The organism is Pyxidicoccus sp. MSG2 (assembly GCF_026626705.1).
In the GTDB taxonomy this organism is placed as follows: domain Bacteria; phylum Myxococcota; class Myxococcia; order Myxococcales; family Myxococcaceae; genus Myxococcus.
On the sequence record NZ_JAPNKC010000001.1, the window covers coordinates 462,196 to 478,256 of the forward strand.

A 16,061-nucleotide genomic window follows, 5' to 3' on the forward strand; every position below is an offset into this window, starting at 1 on the left:
CAACGTGCCGCCAGGGCGTCCCGCCCCTGGCGGCACATCCTCCGTCCTCCCTAGAAGGGGACGTTGGGGATGACGGTGTTGTGGTCGCCCGGCAACCGGGGTGCGGCCTGCTTCGCGAGCTCCTCCTGCGCGAGGCAGGCCGACACGCCGGCGGTGAGCACGAGCAGCGCCAGGAAGAGTGCGCGTGGAAGGGAGGGACTGGCCGCCGGGGGTGGAGGGGAAACCAGCATGGGCTTGTCCTGGAAGGAGGCGGCTCGGCGCGCTCCACGTGCATAGGACAAACAGAGACGACCGGAGCCGTTCTTTCTTGAAATACATGTTAAGCATCGAGAGCGCCGTCTTTCGCCCTGCCAGTGGAAATGGACGCGCGAGGAAGGACGTAGGGTCGGCATGCGCCTCTCCCGCCTTCAGGAATCAGCGGTCTTCGTCTGTGTCACGTTGCTGGTGTCCTGGGGGATTGGAGCGCTCTGGCTCCAGGACGAGAGCCGCTACCTCCTGCTGCGCGTGCTGATGTGCGTGCCCGGCGTGGTCGGGCTCGCCTGCGCGTGGCTCTTCCGGCGTGAGACGCCCGCCGCGGCCGGCTTCGCATTCACCCGGCCCATCCACTGGGGCGTGGCGATGGGCATTCCACTCCTCTACGCGGTGGTGCTGGTGGCCATCGCGTACGCGCTGCGGCCGCTCCTCGGTGCGGACTTCATCCACTACACGCCGGAGGCCGTGCAGCGCGGCATGGACTGGCTCGGGCAGCACACCGGGCCCGCCGCGCTGGGCGTGATGCTGGTCATCCTGCTGTGGGTGTCGGCGCCATGGCTGCTGGTGGCGCTCGCGGTGCGCTTCCACTGGGTGCGAAGGGCGGGCGAAGCGCTCCCGGCCCCCGTCTCGGGGTTGAAGTGGGGCGTGGCGGGCCTGCTCGCGGCGCTCTTCGTGCCGTTCGGCCTGCCGGGAGAATTGGGCGAGGAGGTCGGCTGGCGCGGCTACCTCGTGCGGCGCTGGGAGGACCGGCCGCTCGTGGCGCTCGGGATTCTCTCGGTGGTGTGGCCGGCCTTCCACCTGCCCATCATCTTCTCCAGCACGCAGCGCGGGCATGTGGCGCAGAACATCACCTTCCTGCTGGCCATCGCCGCCGCGGCGGGCCTCTTCCAGGCGGTGTACCTGTGGACGCGCTCGGTGTGGCCGTGCGCCGTCCTTCACCTGGCCTGGAACCTCGTGAACCCGACGGTGCTGGGGAGCGTGTACTCGGGACGGCCCGGCCTCTTCAGCGGCAGCGTCTGGGTCTTCAATGGAGAGGGCCTCCTCGGCGCCGTCGTGATGGGAGCCGTGACGTTGGGACTGGTGTGGCGCTGGCGGGCCCGGAGTTCATTTCCCGGAGCCGAGGCCCCGGCAATGACAGAACGATGACCATCTCATGGACGGGAGCCCACCCTCTCCTCCGGGCGGCTGCGTACCTTGGACATCGGTACACCCCACCGTCGTTCCCTCACGGGGCCACGCCGTGGCTCCACGCGCGAGGAGGCGCGTCCCGTTCAAGCCATGAACTTCACTCTCTCGAGCATGTGGGGCCACATGGGCCCCGTCGCACAGCTCATCGTCATCGTGATGGGCATCATGTCGGTCGTCTCCCTCCTCATCCTCGCGGAGCGCGTGCTCGTCTTCCGCGCGTCCCGCCGTCACTCGCGCAGGTTCGCCGCGGAGATGGGCACGCTGCTCTCCAGTGGTGACTTCGAGTCCGCGGTCGACGCCAAGGCGGGCGTGGACGTGGGCTACCTCGGCCGGACCATCCGCGCGGGGCTGACCGCCTACCGCAGCTCCGCCACGGACAGCCGGGAGGAAGCCATGGAGTCGGTGGCGCGCGGCCTGGAGCGACAGGCCCAGCGCGAGGTGCAGAGCCTCAAGCGGGGTCTGGGCCATCTGGCCACCGTGGCCTCCACCGCCCCCTTCGTGGGCCTGCTCGGCACCACCATCGGCATCGTCACCGCGTTCCAGGAGATGGGCGCGGGCGGCGCGGGCGGCATCGGTACCATCTCGACGGGCATCTCCGAGGCGCTCGTCACCACGGCCTTCGGTCTGCTCGTCGCCATCCCCGCGGTGATGGGCTACAACTCACTGCAGAGCTGGGTGGATGCCCGCGCGGTGGACCTCTCCGAGGCGAGCAACGAGTTCCTCGACGCGGCGGGCCGCGCCCTCAAGCGCGCCCGCTCCGTCGCGGGGTGAGTCGGGCAACCCACCCGCCCAGGGGTTCCCCCGCCGCTCCCCCCAGTACGCCGGCCCCTTCGCCCACCCCTCCCGACCATCCTTAGAATCAAGAGAGGGAGAGCCAGGGGGCACGGATGATGATGGCCGAGGCCAGGACCGAAGAGAGCTCCTTCTCCGACTGGACCTCGCAGTTCGATGCCATCGCCTGGGCCGCCGACGCGGCGACGCTCCAGCTCACCCGCGTTAGCCCGAATGCCGCCGGGATTCTCGGCTACCCGGTGGAGCAGTGGTGGAGCGAGCCGGACTTCCTCGCCCGGCACCTCCACCCCGATGACCGTGACGCCGCGCTGGCGCTCTACCAGGACGGCCCCCGTCGTCGACCGAAGCGGAGCGGCGTGCATCGGTTCCTGTCCGCGAGCGGGCAGGCACTCCCCTTCCTGTCCAAGGTGCTCACGCTCGAGCGCGGCGAGGGCCGGGCGCCCGAGCTGCGGTGCTTGATGCTGCGCCTCGAAGAGGACACCCGCGCCGGCCAGGGACTGGAGCATTCACACTCCCTCCTGCGCGCCACGCTCGAGTCGACGGCGGATGGGCTCCTCGTCGTGGACACGCAGGGGCGCATCGTGGACTTCAACACGCAGTTCCTGGAGCTGTGGGGCATCCCGGAGGAGGTCATCGCCACGCGCGACGACAAGCGGGCCCTCGCGTACGTGCTCACCCGGCTCGTCGACCCCGCGGCGTTCCTCGCGAAGGTCGAGGCGCTCTATTCCACCCCCGAGGCCCGGAGCTTCGACGTCCTCGAGTTCAGGGATGGCAGGACGCTCGAGCGCTATTCGCAGCCGCAGCGGCTCGGGGACCGGATTGTCGGAAGGGTCTGGAGCTTCCGCGACGTGACGGACCGGAAGCGCTCCGAGCGGGAGCGGGACGTTCTCCTGCTCAAGGAGAAGGCCGCCCGGGCGCGGGCGGAGGCGCTGGCGGAGCAGCTCAAGGCGGGTGAGTCGCGCTTCCACCGCATCTTCGAATCCCACGTCATCGGGCTCGTGCTCAGCGACACCCACGGCCGCATCCTCCAGGCCAACGATGCCTTCCTGAACATCGTGGGCTACAGCCGCGAGGACCTGGCGGCGGGCCGCATCAACTTCCTGGCCATCACCGCCCCGGAGTTCCAGGCGGTGACGCGGCGGGCGGTGGAGGAGATCGAAGCCAGCGGCGTGGCGAGCACCTTCGAAAAGGAGTACGTGCGCAAGGACGGCCGTCGGGTGCCGGTCCTCCTGGGCAGCGTCCGCCTGCCCGAGCAGGACCAGAACGCCACCTTCGTGCTGGACCTGACCGAGCGCAAGGCGGCCATCGCGGAGCGCGAGCGCTTCTTCCGCCTGGCGCCGGACATCTTCTGCATCGCCGGCATGGACGGCACCTTCAAGCGGGTCAACCCGGCCTTCACGCGCGTCGTGGGCTGGAGCGAGGAAGAGCTCCTGTCCCGGCCGTTCCTGCAGCTCGTCCACCCGGCGGACCAGCAGGTGGCGCAAGAGACGCTGGACAACCTCACCCGGGGCATCCCCAACCCGGGCCGCATCCTCCGCTGCGCGTGCAAGGATGGCTCGTGGAAGTCGCTCGCCTGGACCGCCGTTCCCGTGATGGAGACGGGCCTCATCTACGCGTCCGCGCGGGACGTCACCTGGCAGGGGGAGGCCGAGGAGCGGCGCGTGTTGGCGGAGGAGCGGTTGCGGACCGTCATCAACAGCGCGCCGCTCGTGCTCGCCGTGCTCGACGCCGACGGCCGCGTCGTCCTGTCCGAGGGCAAGGGACTCCAGGGGCTCGGTCTTGCTCCGGGCCAGGCGGTGGGACAGTCCGCCTTCGAGTTCTACACGGACGTGCCCTCGGTGGTGGAGAACATGCGCCGGGGACTGAGAGGGGAGACCTTCTCCACGATGGCCAGTGTCTCGGGCCGCACCTTCGAGGTGTTCTACCAGCCACTCCTGGATGACGCGGGCCGCGTCACCAGCCTCAGCATCGCGGCGCTGGACGTGACGGAGCGCGTCCGGGTCGAAGCCGAGCGCGAGGAGCTCATCCGCCAGGTGACGAGCGAGCGGAGCATCCTCCAGGCCGTGTTGCAGCAACTGCCCCATGCCGTCTACATCGCGGAGGCGCCCAGCGGGAGAATCATCCTGGTCAACACGCAGGCGACGACACAGGTCCGCAGTCCCTACCACGCCGCCAGCAACATCGAGGAGTACCGCGGCTACCCGGGCTTCCATCCCGATGGGCGGCTGTACGAGCCGCACGAGTGGCCCCTGGCGCGCGCCGTCACCCATGGAGAGGTGGTGAAGAGCGAGACCATCGACGTGCTCCGGGACGACGGCCGCCGGGGCACCGTCGAGTACAGCGCGACACCCGTGCGCGACGCGCGGGGCCGCATCACCCACGGCGTGGTGGTGGGTGTGGACATCACCGCGCGAAGGGAGGCGGAGAAGGAGCGCGAGCGACTTCTCGAGGAGCTGAGGCTGGCGGTCAGCGCTCGCGACGAGTTCCTGGGCATCGCCAGCCATGAGCTCAAGACGCCGCTGACGCCCCTGGCCCTCAAGCTCGAGGCGCTCGCGCGCGCGGCCGGGGCCGAGCCGGAGTCGCCGTTGGCCCGACGCGTCGCGCCCCACGTGGAAGTCATGCGGCGGCAGGTGAAGCGGCTCGCCAGCCTGGTGAATGACCTGCTGGACGTGTCGAGCATCCGCGCGGGGCGGCTGGCGCTCACGCTCAAGCCCCAGGAGTGTGACCTCGCGGCGTTGGTGCGCGATGTGGCCAGCCGGTTCGACACCGAGGCGAAGCGAGCGGGCTGCGAGGTACACCTCCACGCCCCCGCGCCGGTGCAGGGCACGTGGGACGGCTCACGGCTGGAGCAGGTGGTGACGAACCTGCTCGCGAACGCCGTCAAGTACGGCCCCGGCCATCCGGTGACGCTGAGCGTGGAGGCCGTGGGCGGGCGCGCGAGGCTGACGGTCCGCGACGTGGGTATCGGCATCGCGCCGGAGAACCTCCAGCGCATCTGGGGCAAGTTCGAGCGCGCGGTGTCCGAGCGCCACTACGGAGGACTGGGCCTGGGGCTCTACATCTCCCGGCAGATTGTCGAGGCCCTGGGCGGCACGGTGCGGGCCGAGAGCGCGCTCGGCCAGGGCGCCACGTTCATCGTGGAGCTGCCCCTGGAGAGCACCGAGGCGGGCACACAGCTCGGTTGCCTGGCGCCCTCCCCTCCGGCGTGAGGCCTGCCCCGGACCTGCGCCCCCAGGGTGGAGCCGGGGCGGAGGGGTAACCCTCACCGGCGCTCCCGCGCTACTCGATGGGCGGCGGCTCGGGCTCGAGGAGGTGTGGCGGCTCCGTCTGTCCCTCGTCACGCAGCCGCAGCGCGCGGTCGATGCGCGCCGCGGCGCTGATGAGGCCGAGGTGGCTGAAGGCCTGCGGGAAGTTGCCCAGTTGCTCACGGGTCAGCGGGTGGATTTCCTCCGCCAGCAGGCCCAGGTGGTTCGACGCCTCGGCGTGCGCGACGAAGACGTCCTCGGCCTCCTCGATGCGGTTGGCCAGCGCTAGCGCCTCGGCCAGCCAGAAGCCGCAGAGGATGAAGCCGCCCTCGGGGCCACCCACCCCGTCATCCATCCGGTAGCGGCGCAGGAACGGGCCCGCTCCCAGCTCGCTGCGCAGCCAGTCGATGGTCCGGAGGATGAATGGGTCCTTCGCTCGAAAGCACCCGACGATGGGCAGGAGCAGCAGCGCGGCATCCGGCTCGTTCCCTCCGTAGAAGCCGACGAAGTGCTTGCGGGCCGGGTCCACGCCGTTGCGCAGGATGTCGGTCCGGATGACGTCCGCCAGGTCCGTACACGACTGCTCCAACTGCGTCTCCCCGAAGAGCCGGGACAGATGCTGCCCCCGGCGGAGCGCCAGCCAGCCCATGAGCTTCGAGTGGACGTTGTGGCGCATCTCCCGGCGCGGCTCCCAGATGCCGTGGTCGGGCTCGCACCAGCGGCGGGCGGTGGTCTGGATGACCGTGCGGAGCAGCCGCCAGGTCCGCAGCGGGAGCCGTCCGCCGAAGCGCTCGTAGAGGTACGCCGCGTCGAGCAGCGCGCCCGCGGTGTCGAACTGGAACTGGTCTCTGGCGCCGTTGCCGAGGCGCACCGGGCGCGAGCCCTGGAAGCCGGCGAGGTGTGGCAACTCCTGCTCCGGAGGCACGGGGCCGCCGTCCAGTGTGTACATCACCTGGAGCGGGTCGCCGCGCTGCAGGGTGTCGCGCACGAAGTAGAAGAACTCGCGCGACTCGCCCAGGAAGCCGAGGAGGTTGGTGGCACGCACGGCCATCGCCGAGTCGCGGACCCAGCTGAAGCGGTAGTCCCAGTTGCGAGGGCCACCCATCCACTCGGGGAGCGACGTGGTGGGCGCGGCCACCATGGCGCCGGTGGGGCCGTACATCAGCAGCTTCAGCACCAGCGCGGAGCGGAGGACGTGGTGCCGCCAGGGCCCCTCGTAGTGGAGGCGCTGGGACCACTCGCGCCAGGCCTGGCGGGTGTCGCGCAGGTGGTCGAAGGGGCGGTAGGCGGCGATGGGCTCCGGCCGGTCCGAGTCCCAGGAGAGAATCATCCAGCGCCGCTCGCCCGCGCCGAGCCGGATGCGCGTCTGGAGGCCCGCCTCGCCCCGGCACGGCTGCCCGTGGAGCTCACGGCAGGACCGCCAGTCCGCCTGCCCGCTGAGGACGGCGACCAGGCGCTCGCCCCGCGCCCCGCGTGCGACCAGGCCGTGCTCCTCGCGGTCCACCCGTGTCTCCGAGGCGCCGTACCCGAAGCGCGGGTCGAAGACGACGTTCAACTCCACCGCGCCCTCAAGGCACTCGATGCGCCGGTGGACTTCATGGACGGTGGACCTCGGGTCGTTCGTCCACGGCATGTAGTCGATGATGCGGACGACGCCCTTGCGCTCGAAGCGGAAGAGGGTCTCCAGGACGTTGGTGTCCGGGTCGTAGCGCTGCAGGCTCTCGAACGGCCAGACGACGGGGGTGATGCCGGTGATGCCACCCTTCTCGTCGTCGAGGATGCCGGCGAAGACGCTCGGGCTGTCGAAGCGGGGAAAGCAGAGCCAGTCGATGACGCCATCCGGCCGGACGAGGGCGCAGGTGATTCCGTCGCCAATCACCCCGCGGCCCGCCAATCCGATTTCCCGGTAGGAAGCCGGGTTGGAGAACCGGAAGGGGCGGGCCATTCGCTTCGCGGCGCTATAGAGGTCCATGAGCAGCCGAGTCGCGAGGGAAGACCGCGACCTCCCGTCCTCAAGGTAGGAACGGTGCGGGAAGCCGTCAGGCCCGGAGGGCCCGCCTCCCGTCAATGCGTGGCGTGCCGCTCCACACCGGCACCCTCCGGCATCAGCCGGTCCAGCGCCTCGGGACGCAGGCGGTAGCGGGCCTCGAAGCCGTCCATCAGGTCCAGGTACTGCTCCAGGTAGCGGGTCATCAGGAAGTTCTGCCGCACCTTCTCGTGCGCCGCCTCGCCCATGCGGCGGCGCAGCCCCTCGTCGGAGAGCAGGCGCACCATGCGGTCCGCAGCCTCCTCCACCGAGGACACCAGGAAGCCATTCTCCCCGTCGTCAATCTGGTAGCGGATGCCACCCACGTTGCCGCCGATGACGGGCGTGCGCTTCCACATGGCCTCGCTGACCGTCAGGCCGAAGCCTTCGCGCAGGGACTTCTGCATCACCACGGCGGCGCGACGCTGGAGGGCGTTCACGAACGACGTGTCCTCGCCGCTCATGATGAGGACCCGGTCCTCCTTCAAGCCCAGGAGCGACTCGTAGACCTGCGGCCCTTCGGGGTCATCCGTGGCCACGTTGCCCACGAGCACCAGCGTGCAGTCCACCTTCCGCCGCGCCAGTTGGAAGGCCTCGATGACGCCATGCGGGTCCTTCCAGCGGTCGAACCGGGAGACCTGGACCACCAGCGGCAGGTCCGTGGGGACGCCGTAGTGGCGCAGGCGCCGGTCCACCTCCCCTTCCGGCAGCTCGCGGTTGAGGATGCTGAACGGGTCGATGGCCGGCTGGAAGACGAGCTGCGGCACCCGCCAGGGCTGGCGGTACTCCACCGCGCTGCTGATGGCAGCGTCGTACTTCTCGATGTACCTGGTGAGGTAGTCGAAGATTTCCTGGCTGGGATTGGCCATGTCGACATGGCAGCGCCAGATCCACGGCCCGCGCTTGTGCGAGAACTCCACCAGCGGGAGCGGCTGCGGGTCATGCACCACGACGAAGTCATGGTCGAACCGGTTGCGAAGCGCGTTCTGGAAGGCGACGTCCTCGTAGATTTCCTTCTTGATGTCGGTGAGGCGGATGGGGGCGCCCTGAAGCGCGTTGTGCATCTTCTTGGTGATTCCGTAGAAGTCCGGCGGGCCCTGGATGGCGCGCCACTCGGCGTCGAGCCCCAGCGCGCGCATCAGCAGCGTCATCGAGGAGAGGATTTCCGCCACGCCACCGCCGAAGTAGGTCGAGTTCACATGGCAGACGCTGCGCCCTGCGAGCTGCTTGCCCTTGGCGAGAATCCGCTCCACCGCCTGCGAGCCGATGAAGGGCTCGTAGTCTTCCACCTTGGAAATCACATGTCGGCTCTGCATGCCGTCCTCCCTCGCGTTCATGGTCCGTCTGGCTCGGCATCCGCGGGCCCACGCGTGCGGCAAGGTGGCCGCCGAGCGAGACGCTGCCCGAGCGCGCCGGCACCACTTCGGCATCGGCAGGCGTGGGGGGGTGGGAGCATGCCCCAAAGCTGGGGACCCCTGTCCGCGGGTTCAAGCTCACGCGCGCACGGCCGACCCTGCGAGCGCCCCCCGAAAGGGCACGCTCACGGTCCCCGCGCCGACAGCGGCCTCCGGCCCCGGTGTCTTCAGACGGACGGCGTCCACGGCACGATGCGCGGCGCGCCGCCATCGTCCGTGGGCGTCGTTTCGTGGAGCGTCATCGCGAAGGCGCCCGTCGCCGCGTCGCGCGTGTGGTGCACGATGAGGGGCATCAGGGGCACGCCCGGCATCGCCTCGGTCAGCCACGCGTAGCCCTCCTCGGGACTCTTCGCCTCCAGGGTGCACGCGGTTCCATGCCCCGTGAGCGCGCCGTTGCAGAGAATCGTCACGTCCTCCAGCGTGCGCACCTCGTCCGCGAAGATGAAGTCCGGGTCCTGCCGCAGGAACGAGCGGACCGCCTGCGCCAGTGGCAGCGCCTGCCCTACCCTCACCATGCCAATGGCGCCGCCCGCGCCGGCCTTCGGCTCCTCCACCGCCGCCAGCGCGTGCACGTTGTCGGGCAGCGCGTCCATGAGGGCTCGCAGCGTGGTACTGCGGCCCGTTCCGGCGGCCCCCGTGAGCAACACCCACTGGCCGCGGAACAGCGCCTGGGCCGGCTGCCGGAAGTGCGCGTCCAGGAACGTCCCCGCCGACGCGGAGAGCGGCAGGCTCGTGATGCTCGGGAAGGCCTGCCGCGCCTCCCGGTCTCTCGCCCGCGCCGTGGTCCAGGTGCCCAGCGCGTCGTCACGGAACGTCACCCGGAACTCCAGGTCCGGGTCCGCCGCGCCCGGCGGGAAGGACACGCCGCCGCGCAGGGGAAACCTCGGGTCCGCGCCTCGCTTCGCGTACGCCGCCAGGGCCTGGCCCAGTGGCCGGTACAGCGCCTGGGCCATCGGCTGCCGCACCGGAACCCTCTCCGAACCGAGCAATCCCACCCGGTCCGCCGACGCGTCCGCGTTGAAGAAGAACGAGATGCCCGCGTTGACCTGCGTCGCGGGCCCGCCCTCCTCTGCCTCGGCTTCGTCACCGTCCCCGGAGACCTCGCGAGGGTCCTCGGCCGCCCAGACGGAGAACAGCGCCGCGCCCGTGCTCGCCGCGACGTCGAAGAGGGCCGCCGCCAGGGCCTCGGGCGTCAACGGTGAGGCGGGCGTCCGCGACGGTGCCCGCCCCACCTCGCCCAGCTGCTTCAGCAGGTGGGCGAACACGGCATCGGGCGTGGACGGCGGCTCGGGCGTCAGGTTCGAGGTGCTCATGGGACGCGGACGATGGCATGGGGCCCGTCCGCTGTCGTGTGGCACGGCGCGCCGACGCGATGCGGCTGGAGCGTCTGCCACGCCACAGTCCCGCCGGCTGGAATGCCTGCCCATTTCCTTCAATCCCTGTCCCTTGGTTATATTGAAAGTCTTCACGCAACAGGGGGCATGGTCCATGGGCAGTTCCATCGGTCAGTCTATCTTCCGCGCGGTCAAGGACACCTTCAGCAAGCCCGCGGGAAGCGCTCCGAGCACCGCGGCCAAGAACGCGACCGCCTCGGCTCCAGACGCGCCCTGGCGGAACACAGCCAACAACCTCCTGAAGGGGCTCGTCGGCGCCGGCTTCGTAAAGGGCCTCTCCGAATCCCAATTTGAGAGCCTCCAGAACAAGATCACCCAGGAGATGGAGTCCTTCGTCCGCGACAACCCCAAGGCCACTCCGGAGAAGCTGGACGAGCAGGCGAAGACCATCACCATGCGCCATGCAAGCATGGCGAGGTTCGACAAGCAGCGTGAGCAGAAGCTCAAGGAGCGGCTGGAGGAGCTCAAGAAGGACAGGTGGGGCTGAGCCCTCACCAATTCGTGCGCAATCAGGATTCTCTGACTATATGGACGAACGCGGGCCGAGCCCGCCCCTCCATCCCCTGAGAACCATGAAGACGCAAAACATCCGTATCGCTGTAGGCGCCTCGCTGCTGGCATTCGGTCTGGTCGCGGAAGCGGCGGTCATCTTCCACAACACGGGCACCGTGTCCGGCTGGAGCTCCATCAACCGGGAACACAACGGGTCGGTCAACGAGGTGACGAACGTCACCTACGAGGGGCCCACGGCCATCAAGGTGACGCAAGTCTATGACCCGTCGTACACGGGCCGCTACCACTCCGAGGTGGTGAAGAACAACGTGTACCGCCGTGGTGACACGGGCTTCTACGGCTTCGCGTTCCGGCTGCAGTCCGACTGGCAATTCCAGCCACAGTCCTACAACCTCGCCCAGTTCATCGCGGACTTCTCGGACACGGGCTGTGACGACTACATGCCGTCCAGCATGGTCTGGCTTTCGGGCAACCAGCTCTTCACGCGCGTGAAGCAGGGCACCGTCTGCAATCAGAAGACGGTGACGTTCGGCAACCTCGCCACCGTCACGGCGGGCGAGTGGCACAAGATTGTCATTCAGTCGAAGTGGGCGAGCGACGGCACCGGCTTCTACAAGCTCTGGTTCGACGGGACGAAGGTGCTCGAGCAGTACAACCTGAACACCACGGTCGCGGACGACCGGTACTTCCAGTTCCGCGTCGGCCTCTATGCGAATGGCTGGCACGACAGCGGCTACATGCAGGGCAGCCAGGGAACGCGCAGCATCTGGTTCGACGAGATTGGCGCGGGCACCACCTTCGCCGACGCCGACCCCGCGCAGTGGTAGTCCGGGCCGGAGCGCACCGGAGCAGCGGCGCCCAACGCGACAGGCGCGGAAGGAGAAGTCCCCTCCGCGCCGCCTGACATCACGAGCGAAATCCGAGGGGCTTGAGTTCCCGGCACGAGCGCTCCAAGGTGGGCGCTTCCACCGAAGGGAGCCCCTCATGAAGAAGCATCTCCGGAGCCTGTCCGCCGCCCTGTTCTTCCTCCTGCCCGCCGTGGCCGCCGCGGAGACGACGTGGGTCATGAACGCGAGCGTGCCCGTGGTGGGCGCGGGTGGGGGCTACGTCTTCTATCAATTCCAGCTCAACACCGGCGTGTGGCCGGTGGCGCCAGGGCACACCGTGGGCGTCGTCTACACCTGGGACCACTGGCAGACCGCCCAGTGGGGCACGCTCTCCTGGCAGAGCAACCAGTCCAACGCCTACGGCAGCCAGGACGAGGTGTGGAGGGGCGCCTTCAACATCCCTCCCAACCTCACCTTCACCACCGTCGAGTACGCCATCTACGTGGATGACGCGTCCGGCCACCGCACCTGGAACAACAACAACGGGCAGAACTTCAGCGTCACCAAGGCGAATTGACGAAGCCCCGTCCGCCCTGCGCGTCTACCAGGGCAGCCGGTCGTTCTCGTGGAAGAAGCCGCCGTTCGGACCATCCGCCGCCAGCGTGGCGAGGCGCACGCTGGTCCGGGCGCTGTCCGCCACGTCCATGGGGGCGTGAGGGCCACCCAGCTCGGTCTTCACCCATCCCGGATGCGCGGAGTTGACCTTCACGTGGGTGTCCTTCAGCTCGTCCGCCAGGTGCACCGTGAAGGCATTGAGCGCGGACTTGGAAGCGTTATAGGCAAACGCCTTCGCGGCGGAGATGGGTGAGCCCTCCGCCGAGTGCAGCCCCAACGAGCCCAGGATGCTCGAGACGTTGACGATGCGGCCCGCCGGAGCCTTCTTGAGCAACGGCAGCAGCGTCTGGGTCAGCCGCACCACGGCGAAGAGGTTGGTCTCGAACGTCTCGCGCAGGATGTCCTCCGGCACGGTCGACGCGTTCTTCGCCAGGAGCTCTTCACGAATCAGCCCGGCGTTGTTCACGAGCACGTCCAGGCGGCCGTACCTGTCCTCGAGGTACTTCTTCACGGACGCGTCCGTCTCGGGACGCCGGGCGTCGTAGAGCACGACCTCCGCCTTCACGCCGGCCGCACGGAGCTCCGCGAGCGCGGCCTCGCCCTTGCCCGGGTCGCGTGCGCCGATGATGACCTCGAAGCCGCTCTGCCCCAGCTCGCGCGCGGTCTGCAGCCCGATGCCACGGTTTCCACCCGTCACGAACGCAACCTTCTTCACGTCAGCCATCTCGACCTCCAGAGCGGAACCTCGTCCGCCTTTTTCTATACCGACCGGTACTGAATGCGGCCGCGGGCTGCTTTCGTCAAGTGAATTTCGTACCGTCCGGTATAGTTGTCGGGACATGGGACGAACCCGGAGCTTCGACGAAGAGGTCGCACTGGACCGTGCGATGCGGCTGTTCTGGCGGCAGGGCTACGAGGGGACTTCCCTCGAGGACCTGACGTCGACGCTCGGAATCGCGAAGCCCAGCCTCTATGCCGCGTTCGGGAACAAGCGCTCGCTCTTCTCGAAGGCCGTGGAGCGCTACACGCAGACCGTCCGCGAGAGCCTCCAGCGCGCTCTGGACGAGCCGAAGTCCGAGGACGTCGTCCGTCGCTTCCTGCGCCTGTACACCGAGCCCTGCGCGGACGCCCCGCCAGGGTGCTTCCTCGTCCAGGGCGCCCTCGCGTGCAGTCCCGAGTCAGCGGAGGTCCAACGAGAAGTCACGGAGCGCCGCCAGGAAGCCGAAGTCCTGCTCGCCCAGCGACTGGCTCGCGCCCAGAAGGAAGGCGACCTGCCGGCGGACGCACGGCCCAATGACCTGGCGCGGTACGTGTGCACGGTCGCCCAGGGACTCTCCGTACAGGCCACGGGTGGCGCCACCGCCCCACAGCTGCGGCGCGTGGCGGAGCTTGCGCTCATGAACTGGAACGCGCTGGGCAGCCCCAGGCGCTAGCGACAGGCCCTTTCACTTACAATTGACCGACTCTGATGCCGCGGCCCGTGACGCTGACGCTGACGCCAGCCGAGCGGGCAGCGCCGCTCGCCTTCCTCGCATCACTGGAAGGCGAGCGCGCCGGACCGCGGTGGAATGACTCCTCTTAGAGCGTCCTGCCCTCGCCGTCGACGGCCAGCCGGCACCCGGTGGGAACCGAGAAGCCGTTGGTCGGCGTGGTGCTGGCGGAGCCACCGGAGACGGCGTTGGAGCCCAGGCCGAAGGCGGCGAAGGCCGTCCACAGCCGGCAGACGTCCTCGCCGTTGTGCAGGGCGGTGGCGGCCTGGATGATGCCGTCACGCACCTGCGTGAAGGTCGGGCTGCACGGCGTGTTCTTCAGGCCCTGCGTGAAGTACAGCATCATGCGCTGGTTACCAGCGCTGCCCGTGGCGTTGTACAGGTTGGAGTTGAAGCCCCACTGGGTCACGAGCGCCCAGTACGCCTCCCACATCGCCTGCGTGAAGACCGAGCCCACGCCGTGCGGAACGGCCATGCCGTTGATGCTGGCGTAGGTCCACGTGTTGACGGAGGAGCTGGTGCTGTAGCGCTGGGTGCGGATGCCCACGCCGGTGGTGGCCTGGTTCAGCGCGTACGTGCCCACGCCACGGCCCTGCGCGGCCGTGTCCGTCGCCTTGGCGGTGTAGAAGAGCGAGAGGAAGTCGCTGATGCCCTCGCCCGGCTGCTGCCGGTTGCCGAGGCACGACACGTTGCTGGGGCCGCCGACGAGGCGGTTGGAGATGCCGTGGCCGTACTCGTGGACGATGATGCCCGAGTCCAGGTCTCCGTCCTTGTTCGGCGTCACCGTGTTCCACTTGTACATCTGCATGCGCGGGCGCTGGCCGTCCGGCGGAGTGGAGAAGTTGGCGTTGTTGGTGCCGCCGCCGTCCTGTGCCTCCGCGCGCACGTCGTCGTTGCCCGCGCCGCCGCGGCCGTAGTTGTTCACCTGGAAGTTGCCGGACACCTCGTCGAACCCGTACTGGTACTGGACGTCGTGGATGATGTTGTTCCAGTAGAACAGGTTGGTGACGGCCGCCGGGATGTACGTGGACGGCGCGCCCGTGAGGCTGAGCGTGAAGCTGCAGGCCAGCGTGGTGCCGCACGACGGCTCCGACGTGGGCGGCAGGCCGTCGTTGTTGCTGTCCTCGTACGCGTGGACGTTGTTGCCACGGGGAATGGTGTACTCGGCCCCGGTGACGCCGTTCGTGTCATGCCAGCCGTAGGGCGAGGCCAGCGCGTTGGCGGGGTTGGTGACCACCACGCGCCCGTCCGAGGGCGGCAGCGGCGAGGTGTGGTTGGGGCTCTCCACCGGCACCGGGTAGACCTTGTAGGTGTCGTCGGCCACCCAGTCGAAGCGCGTCCACACCTCGCCCGTCTGGGCGTCCACCGTCACGTCGTAGTCGTGCTGCTGGTCCGGGGTGTGGACCTGGAAGTGCCACACCAGGCGGGCCTCGCCCCGGCGCACGGGCAGCACCGCCAGCTCCGCGTCGATGGGCTCGCTCGAGAAGCCCTCCACCTCCACGCGCGTGCGCTGCTTCACGCCGGGCTCCGCCTTCAGCGCCCGGGGCACCCCCGCGAGCGACGCACCCAGGTGCTTCGCCAGGCTCGCCACCGCGTCGGCGGCGCCCAGGCGCGGCTCCACGCTGGCGAGGGCCGCGTCCACCGCGGGCAGGAAGTCGCTGTGCACGCCGAGGACGCGCCCGTCCCGGTCCACGTTGATTTGAAGCTGCGCGTTGTAGACGGGCAGCCCCTTGTGCGACTGGCGCAGGTACAGGTTGGTGATGCCGCTGACCTTCGAGTAGACGCGGTCCGTCACCTCCAACTGCGTCAGGTCCTCCAGCGCCAGCCCGAGCGCCTCGTGGTGCTTCTGGACGAAGTCCAGGCCGACGGCCAGCGCATCGCCGCTGCTGGGAGCGGAGAGCGCACCCAGGGGGTTGGTGAGCGAGCGCACCAGCCCGCGCGACTCGTCCACCTCCACGAGGAGGTCCGGCACGCTCTGGCGCAGCGCCGCCTCACCGGACTTCTGACTCACGGAGAAGCCGAAGCGGGCCTGCGCGTTGTACGTGTCGCGCGCGTCGTGGTTGCGGGCGCCGCCAGACTCCTGGGCGACTGCCATTGCCGAGGGGCCCGTGAGGGCCCCCATGAGAAACACCGCATGGAAGAGGCGCCTTCGGTAGGAACCAGTGGACATGTCGTGCTCCTGCGTTGCGGGGGACTGCCCCGGATGGGGCGGCTCCTTCATAAGCAAGGAAGTCAGCTTTCACACGTAAATCTTGAATATCTCGTTAGTGGCTGATTTTTACGACGGGAAGGAAACCCTCACGC

Annotated in this window: 13 protein-coding genes; 7 read left to right on the forward strand and 6 right to left on the reverse strand. The window is 69.1% G+C overall.

Annotation, left to right across the window (positions count from 1 at the left end):
* Nucleotides 1-50 precede the first annotated feature (50 nt).
* Nucleotides 51-230, reverse strand: a complete 180-nt coding sequence (locus OV427_RS02005; protein WP_267854417.1) for a hypothetical protein — start codon at nucleotides 228-230, stop codon at nucleotides 51-53.
* A 160-nt stretch (nucleotides 231-390) separates the two neighbouring features.
* On the opposite strand from OV427_RS02005, the gene OV427_RS02010 reads away from it, so the two are divergent.
* The 3 genes from OV427_RS02010 to OV427_RS02020 all read left to right on the forward strand — a co-directional run bounded on the left by OV427_RS02010 (nucleotide 391) and on the right by OV427_RS02020 (nucleotide 5,441).
* Nucleotides 391-1,398: a CPBP family intramembrane glutamic endopeptidase gene (locus OV427_RS02010; RefSeq protein WP_267854418.1), complete on the forward strand. Its 1,008-nt coding sequence runs from the start codon at nucleotides 391-393 to the stop codon at nucleotides 1,396-1,398.
* A 132-nt stretch (nucleotides 1,399-1,530) separates the two neighbouring features.
* On the forward strand, nucleotides 1,531-2,211 hold the full coding sequence (locus OV427_RS02015; RefSeq protein WP_267854419.1) for a MotA/TolQ/ExbB proton channel family protein: 681 nt from the start codon (nucleotides 1,531-1,533) through the stop codon (nucleotides 2,209-2,211).
* A 116-nt stretch (nucleotides 2,212-2,327) separates the two neighbouring features.
* Nucleotides 2,328-5,441 (forward strand): PAS domain S-box protein, encoded by a 3,114-nt coding sequence (locus OV427_RS02020; protein WP_267854420.1) that lies wholly within the window; start codon nucleotides 2,328-2,330, stop codon nucleotides 5,439-5,441.
* A gap of 70 nt (nucleotides 5,442-5,511) precedes the next feature.
* Here the strand turns inward: OV427_RS02020 and OV427_RS02025 are convergent, their stop codons facing one another.
* The 3 genes from OV427_RS02025 to OV427_RS02035 form a co-directional block, all read right to left on the reverse strand.
* Nucleotides 5,512-7,449, reverse strand: coding sequence for a glycoside hydrolase family 15 protein (locus OV427_RS02025; RefSeq protein WP_267854421.1), 1,938 nt, complete (start codon nucleotides 7,447-7,449; stop codon nucleotides 5,512-5,514).
* Between the two features lie 92 nt (nucleotides 7,450-7,541).
* Entirely contained in the window at nucleotides 7,542-8,819 is a 1,278-nt protein-coding gene (locus OV427_RS02030; RefSeq protein ID WP_267854422.1) for a glycosyltransferase, read from the reverse strand.
* A 266-nt stretch (nucleotides 8,820-9,085) separates the two neighbouring features.
* Nucleotides 9,086-10,231 (reverse strand): ATPase, T2SS/T4P/T4SS family, encoded by a 1,146-nt coding sequence (locus OV427_RS02035; RefSeq protein ID WP_267854423.1) that lies wholly within the window; start codon nucleotides 10,229-10,231, stop codon nucleotides 9,086-9,088.
* Nucleotides 10,232-10,406: 175 nt separating this feature from the next.
* On the opposite strand from OV427_RS02035, the gene OV427_RS02040 reads away from it, so the two are divergent.
* From OV427_RS02040 to OV427_RS02050, 3 genes are all read left to right on the forward strand, one after another.
* Nucleotides 10,407-10,799 (forward strand): hypothetical protein, encoded by a 393-nt coding sequence (locus OV427_RS02040; RefSeq protein ID WP_267854424.1) that lies wholly within the window; start codon nucleotides 10,407-10,409, stop codon nucleotides 10,797-10,799.
* 85 nt (nucleotides 10,800-10,884) lie between these two features.
* Nucleotides 10,885-11,652 carry a polysaccharide lyase gene (locus OV427_RS02045; RefSeq protein WP_267854425.1) on the forward strand — a complete coding sequence of 256 codons (768 nt, stop codon included), beginning with the start codon at nucleotides 10,885-10,887 and terminating at the stop codon, nucleotides 11,650-11,652.
* Between the two features lie 157 nt (nucleotides 11,653-11,809).
* Nucleotides 11,810-12,229, forward strand: coding sequence for a carbohydrate-binding protein (locus tag OV427_RS02050; RefSeq protein WP_267854426.1), 420 nt, complete (start codon nucleotides 11,810-11,812; stop codon nucleotides 12,227-12,229).
* A 24-nt stretch (nucleotides 12,230-12,253) separates the two neighbouring features.
* On the opposite strand, the gene OV427_RS02055 is transcribed toward OV427_RS02050, so the two are convergent.
* Nucleotides 12,254-12,991 (reverse strand): SDR family oxidoreductase, encoded by a 738-nt coding sequence (locus OV427_RS02055; protein WP_267854427.1) that lies wholly within the window; start codon nucleotides 12,989-12,991, stop codon nucleotides 12,254-12,256.
* Nucleotides 12,992-13,106: 115 nt separating this feature from the next.
* Between OV427_RS02055 and OV427_RS02060 the strand changes: the two genes are divergently transcribed.
* A complete protein-coding gene (locus OV427_RS02060) occupies nucleotides 13,107-13,700 on the forward strand; it encodes a TetR/AcrR family transcriptional regulator (RefSeq protein WP_267854428.1) in 594 nt (197 codons plus the stop codon).
* A 145-nt stretch (nucleotides 13,701-13,845) separates the two neighbouring features.
* Here the strand turns inward: OV427_RS02060 and OV427_RS02065 are convergent, their stop codons facing one another.
* A complete protein-coding gene (locus OV427_RS02065) occupies nucleotides 13,846-15,927 on the reverse strand; it encodes a M36 family metallopeptidase (protein WP_267854429.1) in 2,082 nt (693 codons plus the stop codon).
* Between the last annotated feature and the right edge of the window lie 134 nt (nucleotides 15,928-16,061).